General features: G+C 41.7%; 19 protein-coding genes. 13 read left to right on the top strand and 6 right to left on the bottom strand.

Translation table 11 applies throughout. The features are described from left to right. Positions 1-16 precede the first annotated feature (16 nt). The 4 genes from FHR85_RS13260 to FHR85_RS13245 are packed head-to-tail and all read right to left on the bottom strand — an operon-like array spanning position 17 to position 5,054. Positions 17-1,318 (bottom strand): helix-turn-helix domain-containing protein, encoded by a 1,302-nt coding sequence (locus tag FHR85_RS13260; protein WP_167264071.1) that lies wholly within the window; start codon positions 1,316-1,318, stop codon positions 17-19. A 6-nt stretch (positions 1,319-1,324) separates the two neighbouring features. Next, on the bottom strand, positions 1,325-2,566 hold the full coding sequence (locus tag FHR85_RS13255) for a M20 family metallo-hydrolase (protein WP_167264069.1): 1,242 nt from the start codon (positions 2,564-2,566) through the stop codon (positions 1,325-1,327). Then, complete coding sequence (locus FHR85_RS13250; protein WP_167264067.1) at positions 2,567-3,874, bottom strand: amidohydrolase; 1,308 nt, start codon at positions 3,872-3,874, stop codon at positions 2,567-2,569. A 4-nt stretch (positions 3,875-3,878) separates the two neighbouring features. After that, positions 3,879-5,054 carry a M20 metallopeptidase family protein gene (locus FHR85_RS13245; RefSeq protein WP_167264065.1) on the bottom strand — a complete coding sequence of 392 codons (1,176 nt, stop codon included), beginning with the start codon at positions 5,052-5,054 and terminating at the stop codon, positions 3,879-3,881. 567 nt (positions 5,055-5,621) lie between these two features. Between FHR85_RS13245 and FHR85_RS13240 the strand changes: the two genes are divergently transcribed. The 6 genes from FHR85_RS13240 (at position 5,622) to FHR85_RS13215 (ending at position 12,114) form a co-directional block, all read left to right on the top strand. After that, complete coding sequence (locus FHR85_RS13240) at positions 5,622-6,572, top strand: nuclease-related domain-containing protein (RefSeq protein ID WP_167264063.1); 951 nt, start codon at positions 5,622-5,624, stop codon at positions 6,570-6,572. A gap of 558 nt (positions 6,573-7,130) precedes the next feature. Beyond that, positions 7,131-7,964, top strand: coding sequence for a MurR/RpiR family transcriptional regulator (locus FHR85_RS13235; RefSeq protein ID WP_167264061.1), 834 nt, complete (start codon positions 7,131-7,133; stop codon positions 7,962-7,964). A 12-nt stretch (positions 7,965-7,976) separates the two neighbouring features. Next, a complete protein-coding gene (locus FHR85_RS13230) occupies positions 7,977-9,080 on the top strand; it encodes an amidohydrolase (protein WP_167264058.1) in 1,104 nt (367 codons plus the stop codon). After that, the gene (locus FHR85_RS13225; protein WP_167264056.1) at positions 9,080-9,859 is read left to right on the top strand and encodes a GNAT family N-acetyltransferase; all 780 of its coding nucleotides are present in this window, start codon (positions 9,080-9,082) and stop codon (positions 9,857-9,859) included. Before FHR85_RS13230 ends, FHR85_RS13225 begins: the two co-directional genes overlap by 1 nt. A 7-nt stretch (positions 9,860-9,866) precedes the next feature. Beyond that, positions 9,867-10,985 carry an o-succinylbenzoate synthase gene (gene menC / locus FHR85_RS13220; protein ID WP_167264054.1) on the top strand — a complete coding sequence of 373 codons (1,119 nt, stop codon included), beginning with the start codon at positions 9,867-9,869 and terminating at the stop codon, positions 10,983-10,985. A gap of 10 nt (positions 10,986-10,995) precedes the next feature. Then, positions 10,996-12,114 (top strand): YkvI family membrane protein, encoded by a 1,119-nt coding sequence (locus FHR85_RS13215; RefSeq protein ID WP_167264052.1) that lies wholly within the window; start codon positions 10,996-10,998, stop codon positions 12,112-12,114. A 195-nt stretch (positions 12,115-12,309) separates the two neighbouring features. On the opposite strand, the gene FHR85_RS13210 is transcribed toward FHR85_RS13215, so the two are convergent. Further along, complete coding sequence (locus FHR85_RS13210; protein WP_167264050.1) at positions 12,310-13,986, bottom strand: phosphohexomutase domain-containing protein; 1,677 nt, start codon at positions 13,984-13,986, stop codon at positions 12,310-12,312. Between the two features lie 243 nt (positions 13,987-14,229). Here FHR85_RS13210 and FHR85_RS13205 point away from each other — a divergent pair, with 243 nt between their 5' ends. Genes FHR85_RS13205 through FHR85_RS13190 form a run of 4 tightly spaced genes read left to right on the top strand, consistent with a single transcriptional unit; the run spans position 14,230 to position 18,688 of the window. Further along, positions 14,230-14,997 (top strand): DeoR/GlpR family DNA-binding transcription regulator, encoded by a 768-nt coding sequence (locus tag FHR85_RS13205; protein ID WP_167264048.1) that lies wholly within the window; start codon positions 14,230-14,232, stop codon positions 14,995-14,997. Between the two features lie 6 nt (positions 14,998-15,003). After that, positions 15,004-16,314 (top strand): four-carbon acid sugar kinase family protein, encoded by a 1,311-nt coding sequence (locus FHR85_RS13200; protein ID WP_167264045.1) that lies wholly within the window; start codon positions 15,004-15,006, stop codon positions 16,312-16,314. After that, positions 16,304-17,308, top strand: a complete 1,005-nt coding sequence (pdxA, locus tag FHR85_RS13195) for a 4-hydroxythreonine-4-phosphate dehydrogenase PdxA (protein ID WP_167264043.1) — start codon at positions 16,304-16,306, stop codon at positions 17,306-17,308. Before FHR85_RS13200 ends, pdxA begins: the two co-directional genes overlap by 11 nt. Positions 17,309-17,323: 15 nt before the next feature. After that, positions 17,324-18,688, top strand: coding sequence for a GntP family permease (locus FHR85_RS13190; RefSeq protein WP_167264041.1), 1,365 nt, complete (start codon positions 17,324-17,326; stop codon positions 18,686-18,688). 161 nt (positions 18,689-18,849) lie between these two features. Here the strand turns inward: FHR85_RS13190 and FHR85_RS13185 are convergent, their stop codons facing one another. Next, on the bottom strand, positions 18,850-19,746 hold the full coding sequence (locus tag FHR85_RS13185) for an AEC family transporter (RefSeq protein WP_167264039.1): 897 nt from the start codon (positions 19,744-19,746) through the stop codon (positions 18,850-18,852). A gap of 493 nt (positions 19,747-20,239) precedes the next feature. Between FHR85_RS13185 and FHR85_RS13180 the strand changes: the two genes are divergently transcribed. The 3 genes from FHR85_RS13180 to FHR85_RS13170 are packed head-to-tail and all read left to right on the top strand — an operon-like array spanning position 20,240 to position 22,207. Further along, positions 20,240-20,614, top strand: a complete 375-nt coding sequence (locus FHR85_RS13180) for a GntR family transcriptional regulator (protein ID WP_167264037.1) — start codon at positions 20,240-20,242, stop codon at positions 20,612-20,614. Next, entirely contained in the window at positions 20,614-21,504 is an 891-nt protein-coding gene (locus tag FHR85_RS13175) for an ATP-binding cassette domain-containing protein (protein WP_167264035.1), read from the top strand. The genes FHR85_RS13180 and FHR85_RS13175 overlap by 1 nt, the downstream gene beginning before the upstream one ends. Then, positions 21,488-22,207, top strand: coding sequence for a hypothetical protein (locus tag FHR85_RS13170; RefSeq protein WP_167264033.1), 720 nt, complete (start codon positions 21,488-21,490; stop codon positions 22,205-22,207). The genes FHR85_RS13175 and FHR85_RS13170 overlap by 17 nt, the downstream gene beginning before the upstream one ends. Positions 22,208-22,303: the final 96 nt, after the last annotated feature.

Raw genomic sequence — 22,303 nt, 5'->3', positions numbered from 1 at the left:
TCACTCTCCCTTACGTCTAAGATGGGTTTAATATTTGATAGACTTTCTTCGGGCGCCCCCGCTGGCCGGACTCTTCACCGACAACTTTCGCTAACCCTACTTCTTCTAAATCGACTAAAATTCGCCGCGCATTGCGTTCGGATCGTTGTAACCAATGAGCTAATTCTTGTGCTGTTAGTTCGTTTTTTTCATAATGATGAATTAAGGCATAAATGCGTGATAACTGTGTTGGATTAATGGATAAGTCATTTAATCGCTTTAACCAATCCTCATCAGCAATGCGCTGTTGCGTTAACATCGGAAAATCTTGCTGACTAACCGATAATACTTCCTTATCTTCGTTCACTAAGACAATCCGGTCGTACTCTGGTTCACCTGCGTATCCAAAAGCAATCTGCAAATGCTCGTCTGCTTCTAATACCGTGTGGCCATAGCCAATGCCAACTCGAATGTCTAATCCACTCTGAGCAGCCATTTGATCAATGCGCTCTCTAATCGAATGTTCTTGTAAAAATATGTCCACATCCCCCCTTGTGGTATAGATAAAGTATTTACCGCCACCGATTTTCACCATCGACCCGTTTACTTGCTCAGACATTTTTAAGATCGCTCGGTGTAAATCAAGCTCTTGGTGCTGGGTTTGATAAGGAACGAAGCCTTCAGCCACAGCCGATGGATAGACCACATCCACTCCTAAAATAACGAATTGCTTTTTCTGATAGGAATGGGTATAAGCTCGCTGCTTTAAATAATCGAGTGCTAGTTGAATCGAGATTTCTGATGGAACGACTCGATAGACAGGGACTCCTCGCGCTTTTAATTTCCGATAGACCGCATGAATACACGTAACAGCTACGGCCGTGTCTCCCTGATCATATTTTTGTTGATGAAATTCGACCACTTGTTCATGTGGCTCATAAAATCGACCTTGACTCACACGATGAAATTGAACGGACTGCAATTGTTCTGAGTCTAGAAGTTCTTCGCCAATCGTATCGAGACTAATTTGATCAACCATGTAACCAAAATCTATAAAAATATTAAGCAGTACCGACAATAAACTTGATCCGTGAAGCGTCGCATAAGTCCCCTCCTCACTTGTGATCACGCCTGCATCGATAGCATACGAGTAAGGATACGGACCAGAAAACAACCATTGATCAACCTTATAACGATGCTGCTCTATAATCGGTTTAACATCCTCCGTGTTTTCATATGAGTACGGATATGCACGAATGCCTTCCAACTTATCTATAACTTCTAGTGATCGTTCTACTGAATCTTCAGGTCCAAGAACGCCAATCATAACTTCTTTCATATGCACCTACTCACTTTGACTCAAATTCTTATAGTATGCTGTTAACATCTGCACGCCCTTTTCCAAATCGTCTAGCGTGGCATATTCATCTGGGTGATGACTTAAACCATCCCGACATGGAATAAAAAGCAAGCCTGAGGGCCATTTCGTGCTCATATTCATGACGTCATGCCCCGCGCCACTATCCATGACAAGTGGCTGCAAATCTAGATCTTTCCCTAATTGAACGAGTGACTGCCTTAAGTCTTGATCCAACAAAATCGATGAGTTATTAACGAGTTCTTCAATCTCGAATTGAGTTGTCGATGTTTCTTCAAGTTTTGCCACATAGCTACGAATAGCATCAGCGACTCGTTTTTTCAAATCGTCATCCACACTTCTAATATCGATGCCAATTTCAACTGTGTCCGGAATCACGTTCATCACATTAGGACTCAAATCAACCGTGCTAACAGTGGCGACTACTGGGGTTTTCTGTTCTTCGTTCAATTGCTTCGTAAACGCCTGGACATAAGGAACGAGAGGAGCTATTGCAACAAAGGCATCATTTCGCTTATCCATCGGCGTTGTCCCCGTATGTCCCGCTTTCCCTTGTGCCTTAACTTTAAGGCGAATCGGAGTCGCAATTCCATTAACGACGCCAACGTCATAACTGTTTTCTTCAATTTGTGTCCCCTGCTCAATATGCAGTTCTACGAATGACTTGAATGCATTTTGATCACGCTCAGCTTTGGAAAAATCAGACCAGTTATAACCGCAAGACTGAACGGCTTCTTTGATGGAAACGTTTTCAAAATCTGGAACATCACCAATCGAATCATCCAATAAACCCGTCATCCCTTTACTGCCGACTGTTGAAACGCCGAATCGCGCTGATTCTTCTGACCGAAAGACAATCACTTCTAATGAGTGTTCAGGTGTGAAACCTTCATCTTTCAATTGTTTAATTGCACCGAGAGCTGTTAACACACCAGCCACCCCGTCATAGCCACCGCCATTGACGACTGTGTCTAAATGCGAGCCAGATGCAACTGCTGGCAAGCTTGAATCCGATCCTTCCCAACGCGCCGTCACATTCCCCGCTTCGTCTTCACGAATCGATAATCCTAATGATTCCGCTTTCCCTTTAAAAACGGCAATCGATTCATCTTCTTCGGCTGTATAGCTCAATCGTGTAAAACCTTGAGCTGATGCCATATCGTCAACTAAATTTAAATCGTCTAAAGTCTCTTTCAACCACTGCTTCATTTACATCGTCTCCTGCTTGTTTAAATACTGAATCGTGTTCGCAAATGTTGATACGGCAGTTTTTAATGAGTATTCATCAAAATCAAAACCTGGATGATGGTGCCCATTTGGAATCGAACTCGGGAAAATCATGAACGTCGCTTTACCACCATTTTCTTGCACACGATTCATCATGAAGGTCACATCTTCAGACGCCCCTAGCTCAATCGTGTCGAGGAAGTTTGTGATAAACGGGTTACTCTCATTTGCTTCTGGCAAAATCGTCAACCATTCTTGATCGCAAACGCCATTTAACGCTTCACCCATGAAATCAATCGTCGTATTCACGTCGTACATATCACCACTCGCCTGCAAAATCCGCTTCGCTTGTTCCATCATATATTGATTAAGCTCCGTCGTTTCACCGCGAATCTCCATTTCCATACGCGCTTCATCTGCAATCACATTGCGTCCACTACCTGCGTCCAGCCGGCCTACATTCACACGCGTTGCCCCATCTTTATGGCGCGGAATCGCGTTTAAATTTAAACTGGCAGAAGCAGCTGCAAGTAACGCATTCTTTCCTGCATTCGGCTCGACACCTGAATGCGCCGATTTGCCTTGATAATGAACATCGAATTTGGCACTCGCGAGAAAACGACTCGACGTCATCGCCACATGGCCTGCCGCTTGATCGCCAATTCCTAAATGACCACTTAAAAAGTAATCAACATCATCAAGCCAACCTTTAGCCACCATCGACTTTGCACCGCGCCCACCTTCTTCAGCAGGCTGGAACAATAATGTATAGCGTCCATTTAATTCATTTTGATAGTCATGTAGATATCGAGCGACACCTAATCCAATCGTCGTATGCCCATCATGACCACAGGCATGCATGCGACCTTCCTGCTTTGATCGAAAACCTTCACGCGTTGGTAGATGATTTTGTTCGTCACTTTCAAGGATTGGTAAGGCATCAATATCAAAACGCATCGCGGTATGAGGGCCTGGACGATTAGTGTCTAAAGTTGCGACCACACCTGTTAGACCACCTTTTACTTGCTTAAGAAAACTTTCCGGAACATCATACTCACGTGCTCGATCCTCCGCTTCATCTATTTCCTCTTGAGACGGCACACCATAACGCTCATCTGGTACAAGGGCATCTGTCCCTATATACGTTGTAAAGCCTAGCGCTTCAAGTTCTTCCATCACTCGAAAACTCGTGACATATTCCGTAAACCCAAGCTCAGGCGTTTGATGAAATAGTCGCCTTTTTTCCTGCAAATAGGTCGTGAGTGATTCTGTAAATTGATTCACATCCATCTCATCACGCCTCCTTTAAATCATTTAACACGTCAATCGCTACTCGTGTCATCATGTTCACACCATAGCTTAAGCCATCTTCATTCAAGCGAAAATTAGGATCATGTAACGGCTTCTGGCCTTCGCCGATTGACGTTCCAAGCCAGTAATAAACACCTGGATAGTTTAATAGAAAACGACCAAAATCTTCGCCACCTAAACTTGGGGTGACTGGAGGTGCAGCTTCTTCTCCATATTGATTCACCACAGTTTCGCGTACACGCTCAGCCCATTTCGGCGAATTAATCGTTGCCGGATAGCCATCTAAATATTCGATGTCAGCCGTAGCACCCATCGACTCCGTAACCCCATTCACAACTTCATGAAAACGTCGCTTCACTTTATCCTTCATATCGTTCGACTGAGTGCGAATCGTGCCTTCAAGCGTGACCTCATCAGCAATCACATTATAACGATAGCCACCTTCAATCTTGCCAAACGTAATCACGGCTGGATCAAACGGGTTCGCATTACGACTCACAATCGTTTGCACCGAATTAATCACCTGATTCGCCGCCACGATCGCATCAACCGTGTCATGCGGCATCGACGCGTGACCGCCAGATCCATTAATTGTGATTTTAAACCGATCGGAATTCCCCATCATCGGTCCTGATATAACACCGAACTGTCCGACTGGAAGCCCTGGCCAAACATGCTGCGCCACTAAGACATCCGGTTCGATCTCATCAAACACACCATCATCCATCATTTGCTGCGAACCACCCGTCGGGGAATTCTCTTCAGCTGGTTGGAAAATCAATAATACAGTGCCCTCGATTTCATCTTTTCGAGCCTGTAAGTTGCGCGCTGTCCCTAACAGCATCGCCGTGTGCGCGTCATGCCCACACGCATGCATCTTACCGTCTACTTCCGATTTAAAATCTTCATCCGCTTTCTCATGGATCGGAAGCGCATCAATATCCGCACGCAAACCAACTGTCTTACCAGGCTTCGCGCCTTCGATTATGCCGAGCACACCCGTCTCCGCAAAACCCGTTTTATATCGAATTCCATATTCATCTAATTTCTGTTGAATCTTTTTCGACGTGTTATACTCCTCACCGCTCAATTCCGGCTCACGATGCAAGTCGCGCCGAAACTCCACCACATCCGTCATGATGTCTTCAAACTGTGCCATATATAGATTCACACCTTTTAAGTTAATTTCGGAACCATTACGGACATTTTCCGTTAATCGCATTATAGATGAATTTGAAACCGCTGTCTATAATTTGACAGAAAATTTGTTGAATTTTGTTGATTTATGGATCTGAATGGTTACTCTTTTCTCTAATCAGGTCGCCGATATTTATTTGTTTTCGGCGCGCGCTGTTATATATCAGCGAGTGCCGATATAATTACGATGGCGCCGTTATATTTCCGAAGTCGCCGTTATTTTTCTAATCGCGTCGATAAATTTCCTGAGGCGCTGATATCGAGTTTTTTTCAGCGACCTAACCTCCTATATATACGTCATCAGAAGGTGAAATGCTGAAATCGTAATTTTATCAGCGACTTGTTCGACCTCTACTAGGCAGGTACCAAGAGGCGCTGATATCTATGATTTATCAGCGACCTTATAGGACTTCAAATAACGTAAATCGCCGATAACAATCAATTATCGGCGACTAACCTTATATTAATTGACCAGAACAAACGTTCCTGATATAATAAAGTTCCACACCTATCAAAAGGAGCTACGTCCATGATCATCCTTCCTCATCAAAAGCCTCAAGAAGTTAGTCAATTAGAGTGTATCGTCCCTCGTTACACTAAACAGGATCAGACATCATATGCTTTACAGAATCAACTGGGAAAAGTTCGCGCTGGTTATTTTGGCGAAAGGTCACTTCATTATTATCTTAATCTATTAAAATTAGATGATTGCTTTCTGCTATTTGGATTTCGGTCACGAGGAATTGATAGTTACTTCCAAATTGATACTTTGTTAATTACAAGAAGTTTTGTACTCATCATTGAAGCGAAACATTTAAAAGGCTCTCTCTCATTTAATGAAGCTAAGCAACTTCTTCAAGAAGTCGACGGACGCACCGAAGTTTACCCTAACCCCCTCATCCAAGCCAATATCCAAAGACATCAACTTTACCATTTCCTTAATCAACGACAACTCGATCAACTTCCTATTTTCACTTGTGTTACCTTCACTCATTCAAAATCTATCCTCAATTTTGCACACGAATCCAATGATATTTTGACTAGCCAAAGATTACCCGGTTATATTCACCAATTATTGAGTGAGCATTCGTCACCTGTTATCTCTCATCATGAATCTCGAAAAATGGCACAAACACTTAAAGAATGCCACACACCAAAACCTAGTGATGTGATTGAGGATTACCAAATTTCTGATAATGACGTTAAAAAAGGTGTATGGTGCACTGCTTGTGGAAATTTTATGATGGATCGAATTTTCGGCAATTGGCGTTGTCCGTCCTGCTACTCAAAAGATCAATTAGCGCACATACCAGGATTAAGAGATTATGCAATCATTTACAATCAATTGGAAATTAATAATAACCAAGCTAGAGCTTTTCTAAATGTTGAATCTGCCTCCACGATGAAACGACTACTCCGAGGACTCGAAGCAAACGGGGAGAAAAAAGGTAGAACCTATCAACTTAACTCATTATTTTAGCCACCCTGCTCATGTAGGGTGGCTTTATTTATTAATGGAGCTACTTTTGAAATTCCTTGTATGAATACCGCGTTTTAGGTCGCTGATATATCTGTAGTTTCGGCGCGCGCCGTTATATATCGGCGCGCGCCGATAAAATTGAAATGGCGCCGATATAATCCAAAAGTCGTCGTTATATTTTCAAACTCGTCGATAAAATTCGTGAGGCGCTGATACTGAGTTTTTATCGACGACTCACCCTCCTACAACCAGGCTGTCACAAGGTAAATCGCTGATATCAAGATTTTATCAGCGACCCATCACCTTGGCATTAAACTATCAATAAGTAAGTCGCCGATATCTAAAATTTATCGGCGACCCGCTCTCATCAAAAGGATAATCGCTCATACCACCATAACAACGTCAAAAAAATCATATTATTAAGCAAGCACAATAATTCCAATCTAAATATTGAGAAAATTCCAAAACTATGATAAGTTAAAAATTAATATTTTTCCTGCAACACAAACAAAATTAAAGCTTTTCCTGCAAAACCTATAAAGGAGATTAGACATAGCTATGATTGAACGTCTGAACACGCAATCATTATCTAAGAAACTGCAATATGTAGTCGACTATTATCAACGCCAACCACAAGCGTTCGCGATGCACTCGGCTGAAAAACTGGGCGAATTAATCGACGTTAGTGAATCAACCATCATCAGATTTGCTCAAGAACTGGGTTTTAAAGGATTCAAGGACTTTCAGCAGGCCGTCCAAGAGGAGATTTTCGAAAATGAAAAAAGTTTATCTTCCTTCACTTATGGTAAGCCGACCGTGGAACAATCTCGCAATCTCGTTCATGACACGATGTGGCGTGATCAAGAGCATATCAATCTGATCCGTAATCAATTACCTGCATCAATCGTCGCATCTTTTGTCAATCAATTAGAACATGCCAATCAAATTTATGTTGCAGGGACTCGAACTTCAGCTAGTTTGGCTCATTGGTTTACGTTTGGCTTAAATTTAGTAACGGGTAAAGCCCAGTTGTATGATCAACAACATAGCGATTTTATATCGATCGTGACTGATATGAAGCCCAACACTGTACTCGTTGTGTTTTCATTCCATCGTTATGCCAAGTCAACGCTTCACTTAGCTCAAGAAGCGAAAAAACAGGGCATGCACGTCCTCGCGGTAACAGATAGTGAGGTGGCACCGATTAGCCAATATGCGGACGTCTTAATTCCGATTCAACTACCTGTCCGCTCAACATTAGATGCAGCACCTGTTACGTTTTCTTTCTTAAATGGTGTTTTAACCGATTTATCTCTTAAACAAGGTGAAACATTTCAAGAACGCACACAAAAATTCGAAAGTGTTCAATTAAACGATTTCTTTTATAAATAGGAGGCATGCAAATTGTCACAATCACTTAAATACATTTGGACGCATTTACACAACAACGCGGAAATTAGTTGGGAAGAATACAACACTACACAATACATCATCGACCAGCTCAAACCGTATAATCCCACCATTCAAACATTCGATGACATGCCAGGTGCAGTCGTCGAGATTGGTAGTGGCAAACCCATCGTCGGCATTCGTGCTGATATCGACGCGCTTTGGCAAGAGGTGAACGGTCAAGAGCAAGCGAATCATTCATGCGGCCATGATGCCCATATGACAACGGTGATTGGCGTTTTTCAAAAATTAGTGGAAACCGATTTGAACGGCACGGTTCGCTTCATTTTCCAACCAGCTGAAGAAAAAGGAAACGGAGCTCTTGCCATGGTCGAAAAAGGGGTCGCGGATGATCTCGATTATTTATTTGGTATGCATTTACGACCTGTTCAGGAACTCAAAAGTGGTGAGTTCGCCCCTGCGATTAAGCACGGTTCAGCTAAATTCATTAAAGGAACGATTACGTCAGCAGATACGCACGGAGCTCGCCCACATCTAGGAACGAACGCAATAGAAGTGGCTTCAGATATCATTCACCATATGCGCCATACACATGTCGACCCGATGATTCCCCATTCGATGAAAATGACCGAGCTTCATGCAGGCGGCAAAAACACGAATATTATTCCAGGGAAAGCGCATTTTGCGATTGATTTGCGCGCACAAACGAATGACATGATGGATCAACTATCAACACAAGTCGAGCGTATTGCCGATCATCTAGCTTCCTATCATGATATCAAAATTGACCTTGAGACGGGCGCACACATGGCTGCTGCGGTTTACAACGAAGAAGCGACTGCTTTACTTGCAGAGGGCATCCAAACAGTTGATCCTGACAGCAAACGCGACCCAATCACGACCACTGGCGGCGACGATTTCCATTTTTATACCCTTAAACTCCCGAACGTGAAAGCGACGATGCTCGCGATTGGTTGTGATTTGGCGCCTGGTCTACACCATCCTGATATGACGTTTAATTTTGACGCGATTCCGAAAGCAGTTGATATTTTGACAGCGACGATTCAACAGACTTTAGCTCAAGGAGATGATGCGTGATGAGCACGTACGAAATTAGACGGTTAACCACCATCGACGAAATGCCATTGATGCAACAAGTCGAAGAAGCCGTTTGGCAAATGAGCCCAATTCCCGTTCATCAACTATACACAACAGCTAATCATGGCGGTCTAATTTTAGGCGCATTCGACGGCGACCAAATCATTGCCTTCAGCTACGGCTTCCCTGGATTTAAGGGTGAGAAGACTTATCTCTGCTCACATATGCTCGGTATTTTACCCGATTATCAACAAGCAGGACTTGGCGAAGAAATGAAGTACGAACAAGCACGTCACGCCTCAGACATGGGTTACGACATGATGACATGGACATTCGACCCGCTTCAAAGCATGAACGCCTACTTAAACTTAACGAAACTCGGCGCACGCGGCGCTCATTACAAAGTCAATCATTACGGCGCGATGAATGATCGTCTTAATCAAGGACTCGAAACGGACCGGATCATGATTGAATGGCATTTTAACGATGACGAACCTTTGGCACAGCCTAACATCAGCAATTTACCAGCACTCGTTGACGTCCAAAATAATCAACCAAAAGCACGACTTGACCGTTTCGACAACAAAAAAGAAGCATTCACCATTCCGATTCCACGCGATTTTCACCAAATCAAAACCGATGATTTAGATCTCGCAAAACAATGGCGACATGCGACAAGACAAGCGTTCGAAACGCTTTTCAAAAACGGTTATGAAGCGCGAGCTGCTGTTCCAGATCAAGCAAACCAACTGACCTATTATTATTTTACAAAGGAGTGAACCACTCATGATTCCGATTAAAAAGATCCGCTTACGCAAATTGAATATGGCACTTATTAACCCGTTCACGACGAGTTTCGGGACTTTCAACGATAAACAGTTTTATATCATCGAAGCAGAAGATGAACAAGGTCATGTCGGTTATGGCGAATCCGTCGCCTTCACGAGTCCGTGGTATAACGAAGAAACCGTTGAAACCAATCGTCACATCATCAAAGACTTCCTCATTCCTGCCTTACAAGATGCGACGATTAAACACCCAGCTGATGTCGATGAACTATTCCAACCGTTCCGCCGAAACTTAATGGCGAAAGCGGCTGTGGAAGGCGCCGTTTGGGATTTATTCGCCAAGCAACAAAACATGCCACTCGCGACGGCGCTCGGCGGGCAAGCACAAACCATTGATGTCGGTGTCAGCATCGGGATTAAACCATCCATCGAAGATCTCGTTGAAACCGTCCGCAAAAGCGTCGAACAAGGCTACAAACGCATTAAAATTAAAATCAAACCTGGTTGGGACATCGCGCCTTTATCACGTGTGCGCGAAGAATTTCCCGATATCGACATGATGGCGGATGCTAATTCAGCCTATACGCTCGATCAAATCGACACGTTAAAACAATTGGACGACTTAAATTTAACAATGATCGAGCAACCACTCGCGCACGACGATATTATCGATCATGCAACCTTGCAAAAAGCGATCAACACGCCCGTTTGCTTAGATGAAAGCATCCATTCACTCGAAGACACACGGAAAGCAATTGAACTCGGTAGTTGCCGAATTATAAATATTAAAATCGGTCGCGTCGGCGGTTTAAATGAAGCGAAACGGATTCACGATTATTGTATGGAACACGGCATCGACGTCTGGTGTGGTGGCATGCTTGAAGCTGGCGTGGGACGCGCGCATAATATCGCTCTAACTACCTTGCCCAATTTCACATTACCAGGTGACACAGCGGCATCCAGTTTATATTGGCATCAAGACATTATTTCACCTGAAGTCACCGTTCAAAATGGTGTTATTCACGCGCCAAGCAAGCCAGGCATTGGCTTCGACATCGACGTTTTAGCACTTGAGAAATTCACCATCGAACAAGAGGAATTTTCTTTACAAACTTAGGAGGGTTACCATGCAAAAGTTATTAGAAGGCAAGTTCGGTCGTTTCATTTTACCCGGTATCATCTTACAATCCGTCTTAATCGGCGGCGGATTTGCGACCGGACGAGAAATCGTTGAATTCGGTGCTGCATTCGGTTCGATGGGGTGGATGGCAGGCATTGCAATTTTCCTCGGATTTACGATCGCATCAATTTTAACATTCGAGTTCGCCAGGAAGTTCAAAACGTACAACTACCGCCATTTTCTAAAAGAACTCATCGGACCATTATGGTTCCTATTTGATATCGTCTATATTTTCTTAGCAATTTTAATCATCTCGATTATGGCCTCTGCGACAGGTGAAATTTTGCAAAACACGCTCAACTTGAACTACTGGGTCGGAGTCGGCTTCATTATTGTCATCGTTGGCGCTTTAAACTTTTACGGAAAAGGCGTCATCGAACGATTCAAAACATTCGGTACACTCTCTTTAATGCTCGGGTACTTATTATTTGCGATTCTCGTCATTTCAACTACTTGGGATGAAGCTGTCGCGACCCTTCAAGCGGGCGACACAAGCTTTGCGGGAAGTGATATCGCTGTTGGTACCGTGATCTGGACAGGGCTTCTTTACGTCGGCTATAATTTAGCTGTTTACCCAGCGACGTTATTCTCGATCGAACGCCAAACATCACGCAAAGAATCAGTCGTCGCTGGCCTTGTTGCAGGTGTTCTCATGACTGTGCCATGGTTCTTAATCTACTTCAGCTTACTCGGCCATTATCCTGATTCAGACGTGTTTGACGCATCCGTCCCTTGGCTCGTGATGCTAGACGGATTTCCAGTGATCGTCGTTATTTTATTCGGCGTCGTCGTGGGCTGGACATTAGTCGAAACGTCCTCAGGTATGATTCATGCTTTTGTTGACCGTGTCGACACGCAACTACAAGAAGTCTCGAATAAAGCTTTAAGCCAAGTTCAAAAAGGAATAATCGCAGTTGGCGCCCTTGTATTAGCTCTTGTCCTAGCACAAGTCGGCATCATCGATTTAATCGCAACTGGCTACACTGCGATGGCCTATGCCATGATTGCCGTCTTCATGCTGCCGCTCTTAACAATCGGCGTCTACAAAATCTTCATCAAGAAATAATGAAAAGCCATCGCGTCTCAGCGCGATGGCTTTCCTTATACCTATAAGAAAGTTATTTCACAAAATCCTCTGATTGTTAGGTAATCACCTAGGATTGTTTAACAATCTTAGAGAAGTATTTAACAATCTAATGAGGTTATCTAACGATTAATAAGAATTGTCTAACAATCGAGTCAAATTATTAAACAATCTTGATTAAAGGCGTTCTAAAACACGATCCTTCAGCTGCTTCAATCGCTCATCTGCAGCTTCGCGTGTCGCACCTTTCACCGCAAAATAAAACTTCATTTTCGGCTCGGTTCCGGACGGACGAAGGCAGCACCATGTATCATCATCGAGCCAAAATTTCACCACATTTGAAGCTGGCAGATCCAACTCAACTGACTCGCCTGATTCTAAATACGTGCGTTTCCCAGTTAAATAATCCTCAACGGCAATCGCACCTTCAACTGGATTAATACGGAAATCTTCCATAATCGCATTAATTTGCTCAGGTCCATCTGTTCCTTCCAATTTCAACGAATGCAAGTCTTCAACATAATAACCATGACGCTCAAATAATTGTTCCAAGGCATCAAATAACGTCATGTCCTGCTCACGGTAATAAGCCGCCATCTCACACGCCAATAACGTCGACTGAATCGCGTCTTTATCACGAGCAAAATCCTCCACTAAATAACCATAGCTTTCCTCATAACCGAAGACAAACTCATGCTCACCAGACTGATTATAGTCTTCAATTTTCTCAGCGATAAACTTAAATCCTGTTAACGTATGCTCCGTCGTCACATTATAGTGATCTGCAACGGCCTTGCCTAACTGAGACGTCACAATCGTATTGATCATCACGCCATTTCCAGGCACTTCATCCATATTCGCTAATTTATAATCCAGCATAAGTGCTCCGAGCTGGTTACCCGTTAACACATGATACTCGCCATCCGCTTTCTTCGCGGCCACACCTAGCCGGTCTGCATCAGGATCTGTCGCGACTAACACATCTGCGTCAACATCCTTACCTTTTGCAATCGCATATTCAAACGCTTGATGTTCTTCAGGATTCGGCGACTTCACTGTTGAAAATTCTGGATCTTCCTCAACTTGTTCCCCTACAGCAAAAACATGGTCAAATCCAGCCTGAGCCAGACTTCGCGTCACCAAATTATGCGCCGTACCATGTAATGGCGTGAAAACAATCGATAAATCCCGCTTCACGTCACCACGATAAGTAATCGACTGAAGCTCACGCAAATAAGCCTCGTCCACTGCCTCATCAATCCAATTTAACAATCCTTCTGCCTCGATCTCTGTTTGATCTTTCACTGCAATAGCGAGTTCATCGGCTACACTATTCACTTGATCAATCATTTGATCAGCTTGAGCTGGTGGCAACTGCGCACCTTGTTCGTTATACACTTTGTAGCCGTTATATTCAGGTGGATTGTGACTCGCCGTGATCATCACACCTGCCCCTGCTTCTAACTGCCGAACCGCAAACGATAGCGTTGGTGTCGGGCGAACACCCGTAAAGACATATGTTTTAATCCCATGCACGCCAAGGACTTTCGCCGTTTCAACCGCAAACTCGCGTGACTGATAGCGCGAATCATACGCAACAGCCACGCCACGGTCTGCCAACCCTTGTTCTATTAGATAAAGCGCTAAACCTTTGGCTGCCTTACGCACCGTATAGACATTCATCCGATTCGTCCCAGGCCCAAGCACACCGCGCATGCCACCTGTTCCGAATTCAAGCGTACCACTGAAAGCCGCTTCTATTTCATTTTCATTCATATTATGTAATGTTTCTTTTAACTGAGGTTCTAAATCTTGATCGTTTTTCCATCGCTGATACTGATCTTGCCAGTTCACTTGAATCGCTCCTTTTCTCACTCAATACTCTAATTTACATTATAACCGAAATACTGACATAATTTAACGAATAATTTTATGATAAATAAATTTTGCTATCGAACAAAAATGAACACGAATAAACACAAAAACCGAATATTCATCAAAATTTTAATTTTCTATTGAAATCGCTAACATTTCCGATTATAATCAAACGTAAATAAACATATAAATGTTTGTTTTAAACAGAAAGGACCTTTAACTATGTTGCAATTGGAAAGACAGAATATGATTTATGAGCTCATTAAAACGAATGGAAAAATAACCATTGATGAGCTAGTATCACAATTCTCTGTTTCATCAATGACGGTCAGACGTGACTTAGCAGCTCTCGAAGACGAAGGCAAGCTCGTCAGAACTCATGGAGGTGCTGTCTCAACTTCATTAACATTAGAGGATCCTCTGACTGTTAAAGAAACGAAATATATAGATGAAAAACGAGACATTGCACAATACGCGATGAAGTTTGTATTTCCTAATGCCAAGATCATTTTAGACTCAGGTACCACCACTTTAGAATTAGCAAAACTGATTAAGTATCGTGATGACCTTACCATTGTGACAAATGATGTGAAAATCGCACATGAATTACTAGATTCTAATTCTGAGGTGATTCTGACAGGAGGAAATATTCAATCAAAAGTTGGAACTTTAATCGGCAATCAAGTAATGGATTTCTACCGAAGTATCGATGTTGACTTACTATTTTTAGGTGCGAATGCTTTGGACTTAGACAAAGGCATCTCGGTACCAACACTTGAAAAAGCTCAACAGAAACAATTGATGATTGAATCTGCTTTAAAAGTGTGGACGTTAATCGACCATAGCAAGTTCAACAAGCGAGCATTTGCACACGTAAGCTCACTCAATTATATTACTGGTGTCATTACAGACGAAGGCATCGATCACTTCACAAATGAAAAATTATCTTCTTTAACCGATTTACACATCGCGAATAGCCAAAAGGAATGATGAATAATGGAGTTAGTAGTAATAGCTGATGATTTAACAGGGGCTAACGCAACTGGAGTTAAATTAGACCAAATTGGTTTAAGTACGGCAACAGTTGTTAGTAATCAAACGTTGCCCAACGATCAATATGATGCTCTGTGCTTCGATACAGATAGTCGTTACGACGAAAGTATAGTCGCCAACGAAAAAGTAAAATCCATTATGGAGACAATCGAGGACACAAATTTATCCCCCACTCTTTATAGTAAACGCATTGATTCAACGCTTAGAGGGAACTTAGGGGCTGAAATTGATGCTATGCTCGACTATTTAGATCATGAAACCGTTGCCATCGTCGTACCTTCTTATCCTAAGTCAGAACGTGTATCTGTTGGTGGATATCTCCTTGTTAACGGCGTGCCTTTAGAAGAAACGGAAGTCGCTCAAGATCCTGTAAAACCTATTCATACATCAAAAGTCAACGAGCTAGTCGAAGTACAATCCATGTATGATGTCGCTACGATCGAATTATGCGATGTTCTAAAAGGTAATCAATCTATTAAACAGGCCATTCAATCAAAGGCAGACCAAGGTTTCAAAATCATTACGATTGATGCGGTTACTGATGAAGAGATAGAAAACGTAGCTCAAGCCAGCGCTCAATTGAACAATCCCGTATTAACAGTTGATCCTGGTCCTTTCACGTCTGCCTTTGCGAACGAGGTCCTCCATCAACAACAAGAAGAGAATAAGTACATTTTAACAATCGGTAGCGTAACGCCCGTTACTCAAAATCAAATTCAATATTTTACAGGCAAATACGATGCTAAACCCGTATATGTTGACCCAGCAAAATTAGCTAGTTTCACTGATTCATGGCAGGAAGAAGTTAATCGAGCGATCGACGTTGCAAAAGATAGAATTGCCCAAGAGAACTTTATCCTAATTACGACCAACGAACCAAGCCAGACGGTATTAGATTTGAATAAATTAGCAACAACCGAAAAAGTCTCAAAAGAAAAACTGGCCAAACAAATAACAGACGGGTTAGCTGCTATCACTTATGATTTGGCCAACCAACCTTATAGACTAGGAGGCTTTTACTTTAGTGGTGGTGACCTAACAGCATCTATTTGTCACATTGCTAAAGCAGAAGGCATCAAACTAGAAGGTGAAGTCCTTCCCCTTGCTTCATATGGAAAGCTTATTGGAGGAGAACTAGCTAACACTTCCATAGTGACAAAAGGCGGGTTAATTGGCGATAAGAAAGCGATTGTCGAATCTATTAAATACTTACAAACTATCAATTCAAAAGGAGTTATCAACAATGCAAACTAAACCAATTATTTTAATTCCAATGGGAGATCCTTCAGGCATCGGACCTGAAATTGTTGCGAAATCATTAGATAAGCAAGAAATCTACAGTTTATCAAAACCAATTGTCGTTGGAAACCAACAGATCATGGAACAAGCTATTAAGATTACGAACGTAGATTTATCCATCAACACAATCCAAGCAGTACACGAGGCTAATTACGACTACGGAGCGATCGATTTAATTCATATCGACAACATCGACATGGATCAATTCGAGTTTGGAAAAGTCAATGGCATGAGTGGTCGAGCATCACATGATTATATTAAATACACAATTGAATTAATCCAAAACGGAGAAGCAGATTCTATGGCGACAACACCTATTAATAAAGAATCTCTACAAGCTGGTGAAGTCCCACACATCGACCACACAGCAATGCTATCAGCTTATACTAACAGCGAAGACCCAATGACAATGTTTGAAGTATTAGGACTTAGAATTTTCTTCTTAACACGTCACTTATCGTTGAAAGACGCGATTGGTCAAATGACCGAAGAACGTGTTTATTCCTATCTTCATCGTTGCAACAGCGCCTTAAACTTACTAGGAATCGAGAATCCATCCGTTGCAGTTGCGGGATTAAATCCTCACGCAGGAGAAAATGGATTATTTGGTGATGAAGAAGGCAAAGAGCTAACACCAGGAATCGAACGAGCTAAAAATGATGGCTTAAATGTAGCTGGTCCAGTTCCAGCTGACTCAGTGTTCCATCAAGCATTACACGGTAAATATGATGCTGTCTTATCTCTCTATCACGATCAAGGTCATATTGCAGCAAAGATGACTGATTTTGAACGGACAGTATCAATTACGAATGGCTTGCCATTCTTAAGAACTTCTGTGGACCATGGCACAGCTTATGACATTGCTGGACAGAATATTGCAAGTGAAGTCAGCATGGTAGAAGCAATTCTAGCTTGTGCAAAATATACACCTTATTTCAATAATCAATAATAAGCAAAGGGGAGAATGATTTTGGGAGCACAATCAGTATTAGGGCTCATCATTGGTGTTGCCTTTCTAGTATTTTTAGTTGTTAAAACAAGAATTCACACGTTCCCTGCCCTTATTATTGCAGCAGCAATTGTTGGTCTAGTTGGAGGTATGGCACCTCCAGCTGTTGCTGATGCAATTACAAGCGGCTTCGGTGGTACGTTAGGAAGCATTGGTATTGTAATCGGTTTCGGGGTCATGCTCGGACGTATTTTAGAAGTTGCTGGCGCTTCTGAGCGGCTAGCTTACACATTTATCCGAATGGTTGGTAAGCGAAACGAAGAATGGGCAATGGCCCTAACAGGTTACATTGTCTCGATTCCAATCTTTGTTGATTCAGCCTTCGTTATTCTTACATCAATCGTGAAAGCGGTTTCCAGAAATACTGGCAAATCAGTTCTTGCCATTGGTGTCGCACTTGCAATCGGACTTGTCACAACACACTCCTTAGTCCCTCCTACACCTGGTCCATTAGGTGTTGCAGGCATTTTCGGTGTTGATGTTGGAATCATGATCCTTTGGGGTCTACTATTCTCAGTACCTATCATTATGGTTGGCGTTTTTTATGCAAAGTGGTTAGGCAAACGAATCTATCAATTGCCAGATGAGGAAGGCCTTGACTGGATTCGTCCTGAACAACCACAGAATTTAGAAGAATATTATGAAATGGTCGAACAGAAAAATTTACCATCACTCTTTCATTCAAGTATGCCGATTTTAATTCCAATTGTGCTAATTTTCGCTAATACGATTATCTCAGCCTTAGAACGAACTGGCGGCATTTATGATTACCTATTATTCTTAGGTTCACCAGTTATAGCAGTTGGACTTGGTCTTATTTACGGAATCCTAGTCTTAACTCGTCATCTTTCTAAACAAGAATCATTAGACAAGATGGAAGAAGGCATTAAACAATCTGGAATCATCTTATTAGTTACTGGTGGTGGCGGTGCCTTAGGTACTGTTTTACAAGAAAGTGGTGCTGGTGATTATATCGCTGAACAAATAGTAGATTTATCCATTCCGTTAATTCTACTACCGTTTATCGTATCTAGTTTAGTTCGAATCGCGCAAGGTAGTGGTACAGTTGCCATGATTACAGCTGCATCAATTACAGCCCCTATTTTAACAGGATTAGATGTTAATTTAGGATTAGCAGCGATTGCAGCCACATCAGGTTCACTAGTATTCTCTTACTTCAACGACAGTTTCTTCTGGATCGTCAACCGTATGCTAGGTATTAGAAACGTTAAAGAACAAATTATTACATGGTCCATACCTACTACACTAGCTTGGTTAACAGCGCTTGTTGGTTTATTAGTTGCCAATATGTTTGTATAAAATTTATGTTGACCTAAGGTAACAGGTTGAGAAATTCACAACCTGTTACCTTTTTTAGTCTAAATTTCTACTTATTATTTTCGATTCGCCCCAGAGCCAAACATACTTCACATAACACTGTTCAAAATTCATTTGTATCGTTAAAAGGTTAAACACGTCAGTTATACTAAAATAACTAATAAAATTGAAATCGTTACAACACTTAAAACGGTCGTGACCAATGTGACACTCGATACCAAGTCTGGCTTTGCTTTGAATTCAAGTGCAAACATAGTAGTTGTGGCAGCGGCAGGCATAGCTGACTGTAATATAATAACCTTTCCTAATAAATCCGAAACAGGGAGCAATGTTACTAATCCCCAAGCCATAATCGGCATCACAATAAGCTTCACGATTGTACCAGCCATTACCTTCCCGGCTTCAAACTTTTCAAACGAAATATTCGCAAGTTGCATACCTAAGACAACCATCATAAGAGGTAAAGCAACAGCTGACATGAAGTCTACCATGTCCAGAACACGTGTATGTAAGTTAACATCTAATAAATTCAAACTGATTCCGAGCAATATAGCATAAGTGGCAGGCATCTTAAATACCGCAAAAATCGCATAACGGACCTCATAACCACCACGCGATGCATAATAGACACCAAACACATTCATAATGATCGTTTGAATCGCCATAAAAATAATGGCGTAATTAAATGCCTCTTCATTAAGTGCAAACATAATAATCGGCGCACCATAATTTCCCGCATTCATGAAAGATGAAGATAAAATTATCCCGCTTTCTTCCATACGATCCCACTTAAAAAGCAATTTAAGAAATTTAATAAGTGCGATGGTGGCAAATAACAATACGAAACAACTAATGATAATAATCCCAAAATCATTGCTGAATTCTTCATAATAAAACGCATCAAAAACAAGAAACGGAATAAAGAGATAAATAGTAACAGCCGATACTGATTTTACATCAAGCTTCCGCCATTTTTGTAACAAATAACCTATAATAAATACACTAATGATCGGTAAAACAACTTCTAAAAACACCCCCATAAACGCACCCCCCATTCTGCATTGTAAGTTCATAGTGGAACTAGATTACTCATTTACTAAATTAATAATACATGAATTTAAAAATTTCAGTACTATTTGTATTAGGCATCTCTTACACAACGTTTCTAAATCTACTACTTGAAGCTGTAAATGAAATTACTCTTTATTGAAGGAATTGCACTTAAATACGATTATACAGAAAAAATCTCAAAGCCATAAAGATTTAAAGTTTTTCATTAAAACAATTTAGCACAAAAGCTTTATACAGACTTAGAATCAGTCAGAAGTCTATCGTTGTGTAGTCCCCCTCTCTTCCTACCAATAATGAACTAAAAAAATTGTAACGTAAACTTCTAATAAAAAGACGATTACTATCAAACAGTCATCAATTTTAAAAATCAACTTGCAATTTCCAAATTCATCACATATACTTATATACATAACTATATAACCATAACCCAAACCGCACAAAAATAAAGGTGGTGACAGCCAAATGACGGGATCCTTTCGAGATGATCGTCCCATTTTTCAACAGATCCGCGAAATCATCGAAGACCAAATATTAAACGATCAATTACCTGAAGGCGAGCAAGCTCCTTCAACGAATCAGTTAGTCAATTTTTATAAAGTTAATCATTTAACCGTTTCTAAAGGGATTAATCAGCTAGTCGAAGAAGGCATTTTATACAAAAAGCGAGGTGTTGGGATGTTTGTTGCAGAGGGGGCCAAAGCCAAATTAATCGAGCAGCGCAAGGCATCATTCGTTGAGCGCTACGTCCGCGATTTATTAGCAGAAGCTGAGAAATTAAACATGTCAGAAGAAGAACTTACACAAATCATTCAAGACACCAAAAGGAGGGGACAATAATGTCTAACCACGTACAATTCAATGATGTATCACTCGAGATTAAGAATGACTCGATTTTAAAAAATATTAATCTAGACTTAGAAGATGGAAAAATATACGGATTATTAGGCCGAAACGGCGCTGGGAAAACGTCATTATTATCACTATTAGCTGCTTTCAGGCCCGTTACTAATGGACAAATCACATTAAATAATGAAACGATTTTTGAAAATCCAAATGCCATGCAGCAAATTTGTTTTTCCTATGATAAGGATTACAAAGAAGAAACAGAAAAAGTTGAAAGTCTACTCAAAGATATCCCATTTTTCCGGCCGAATTTTGATTATGATTACGCAATGGAGCTCGTTAATCGATTTAACTTACCACTGAAAAAACCGCTTCAAAAACTATCAACCGGAATGCAATCAGCCTTTAACGTGACAGTTGGCTTAGCGAGCCGTTGCCCGATTACGATTTTTGATGAGTCTTATTTAGGGATGGACGCCCCCACGCGCGATTTATTTTACCGGGAAATTTTAAACGAGCAAACGGAGCATCCAAGAATTTTCATTTTATCCACGCATCTCGTCTCAGAAATGGATCATTTATTCGATGAAGTCGTGATGATTCAAAACGGCGAAATGTTACTAGCAGATGACTATGAATCGTTAATGTCGGGAGCCGTTCAGATCACGGGGGCTGCAGAACAAGTTGATGATTTCACGACAGGTTATCAAGTCTTAAACGAAGAAACGCTCGGCCAAACAAAATCAGCTCTAATCTTAACGGAACAAGCAGACTCATTACAGCAAAAGGCACGTGAGCTCGGCCTTGAAACGCAACAACCAGCTTTACAAGATCTATTTATACATTTAACGAAAGAGGTGGACAGTCATGCAAACAACCGATAGAAAATGGATGGTCGCAGGCGGTCAATATGTCGAACAACTGAAGTGGGCGCTGTGGTTTATCATCATTGGTGGCGTGCTCGTGCGGGGCGTATTACTTGTAGTCGCAGACCGAGTGGATGATCAACTAAATGAAATCGCCGAAATGACATTATTGGAATTCATGGCTGAAGCTTCAACGGTATTTATGCTCATAATCGGGTTGATGTCCGTTTTCGTCTTCCTCAGCTATTTCGGTCAAAATGGCATCACCAGATGGGAGTACTATTTTGGAACATTGATGTCGGGTATTGGGTTAGCTTTGACGTTACCCATCGCTTTCATTCTATTAAATTTACTCGAAATGCTCATCATTCCGTGGGTACCACTAACCATTGATGTCGCTACTTTATCACTTGGAAGTGCTGCCATAATCAGCTTTGAATACATCTTAACGCTCATGATCCACTTTATGTTCGGTTGGTTTATTACCATTGGCTTTTATCGTTACAATTGGATGATCGGCCTCGTCTTTATCGGTGTCGCCATTTACGTTGGGATGATGACAGAAGCTTTATGGGACGATGAAAAATACGTCTTCTTTGGGTTAGCCTCTGAGCCTAGTGACCTTTCCTTACCGATCGTCACAGCTATTGCAGTTGGATTAATTCTATTACTTGCTTGGATTAACCGACGATTGACGAAAGATATTGTGATTAAAATGTAAAAGAGGCTGGGACAAAACCCAGTGATTGAAATGAAAAATCGTGGAAGACATCAATTTTGATGTCTTCCACGATTTTTTCAGGCTGTCGAGAAAGTC

Origin of the sequence: Alkalibacillus almallahensis, from assembly GCF_011761495.1 — a bacterium.
GTDB classification, from domain to species: domain Bacteria; phylum Bacillota; class Bacilli; order Bacillales; family Alkalibacillaceae; genus Alkalibacillus; species Alkalibacillus almallahensis.
The sequence above is the reverse complement of the archived record's forward strand: the minus strand, read 5'-3'. Positions and strand labels throughout refer to the sequence as shown.

Bases quoted from the DNA above. Each gene is read 5' to 3' on its own strand.
- FHR85_RS13185 (WP_167264039.1), bottom strand. From the start codon at position 19,746: ATGGGGGTGTTTTTAGAAGTTGTTTTACCGATCATTAGTGTATTTATT.
- FHR85_RS13170 (WP_167264033.1), top strand. From the start codon at position 21,488: ATGCAAACAACCGATAGAAAATGGATGGTCGCAGGCGGTCAATATGTC.
- FHR85_RS13235 (WP_167264061.1), top strand. From the start codon at position 7,131: ATGATTGAACGTCTGAACACGCAATCATTATCTAAGAAACTGCAATAT.
- FHR85_RS13180 (WP_167264037.1), top strand. From the start codon at position 20,240: ATGACGGGATCCTTTCGAGATGATCGTCCCATTTTTCAACAGATCCGC.
- FHR85_RS13225 (WP_167264056.1), top strand. From the start codon at position 9,080: ATGAGCACGTACGAAATTAGACGGTTAACCACCATCGACGAAATGCCA.
- FHR85_RS13205 (WP_167264048.1), top strand. From the start codon at position 14,230: ATGTTGCAATTGGAAAGACAGAATATGATTTATGAGCTCATTAAAACG.
- FHR85_RS13255 (WP_167264069.1), bottom strand. From the start codon at position 2,566: ATGAAGCAGTGGTTGAAAGAGACTTTAGACGATTTAAATTTAGTTGAC.
- FHR85_RS13175 (WP_167264035.1), top strand. From the start codon at position 20,614: ATGTCTAACCACGTACAATTCAATGATGTATCACTCGAGATTAAGAAT.
- FHR85_RS13215 (WP_167264052.1), top strand. From the start codon at position 10,996: ATGCAAAAGTTATTAGAAGGCAAGTTCGGTCGTTTCATTTTACCCGGT.
- FHR85_RS13245 (WP_167264065.1), bottom strand. From the start codon at position 5,054: ATGGCACAGTTTGAAGACATCATGACGGATGTGGTGGAGTTTCGGCGC.
- FHR85_RS13250 (WP_167264067.1), bottom strand. From the start codon at position 3,874: ATGGATGTGAATCAATTTACAGAATCACTCACGACCTATTTGCAGGAA.
- FHR85_RS13260 (WP_167264071.1), bottom strand. From the start codon at position 1,318: ATGAAAGAAGTTATGATTGGCGTTCTTGGACCTGAAGATTCAGTAGAA.
- pdxA (WP_167264043.1), top strand. From the start codon at position 16,304: ATGCAAACTAAACCAATTATTTTAATTCCAATGGGAGATCCTTCAGGC.
- menC (WP_167264054.1), top strand. From the start codon at position 9,867: ATGATTCCGATTAAAAAGATCCGCTTACGCAAATTGAATATGGCACTT.
- FHR85_RS13190 (WP_167264041.1), top strand. From the start codon at position 17,324: ATGATTTTGGGAGCACAATCAGTATTAGGGCTCATCATTGGTGTTGCC.
- FHR85_RS13240 (WP_167264063.1), top strand. From the start codon at position 5,622: ATGATCATCCTTCCTCATCAAAAGCCTCAAGAAGTTAGTCAATTAGAG.
- FHR85_RS13200 (WP_167264045.1), top strand. From the start codon at position 15,004: ATGGAGTTAGTAGTAATAGCTGATGATTTAACAGGGGCTAACGCAACT.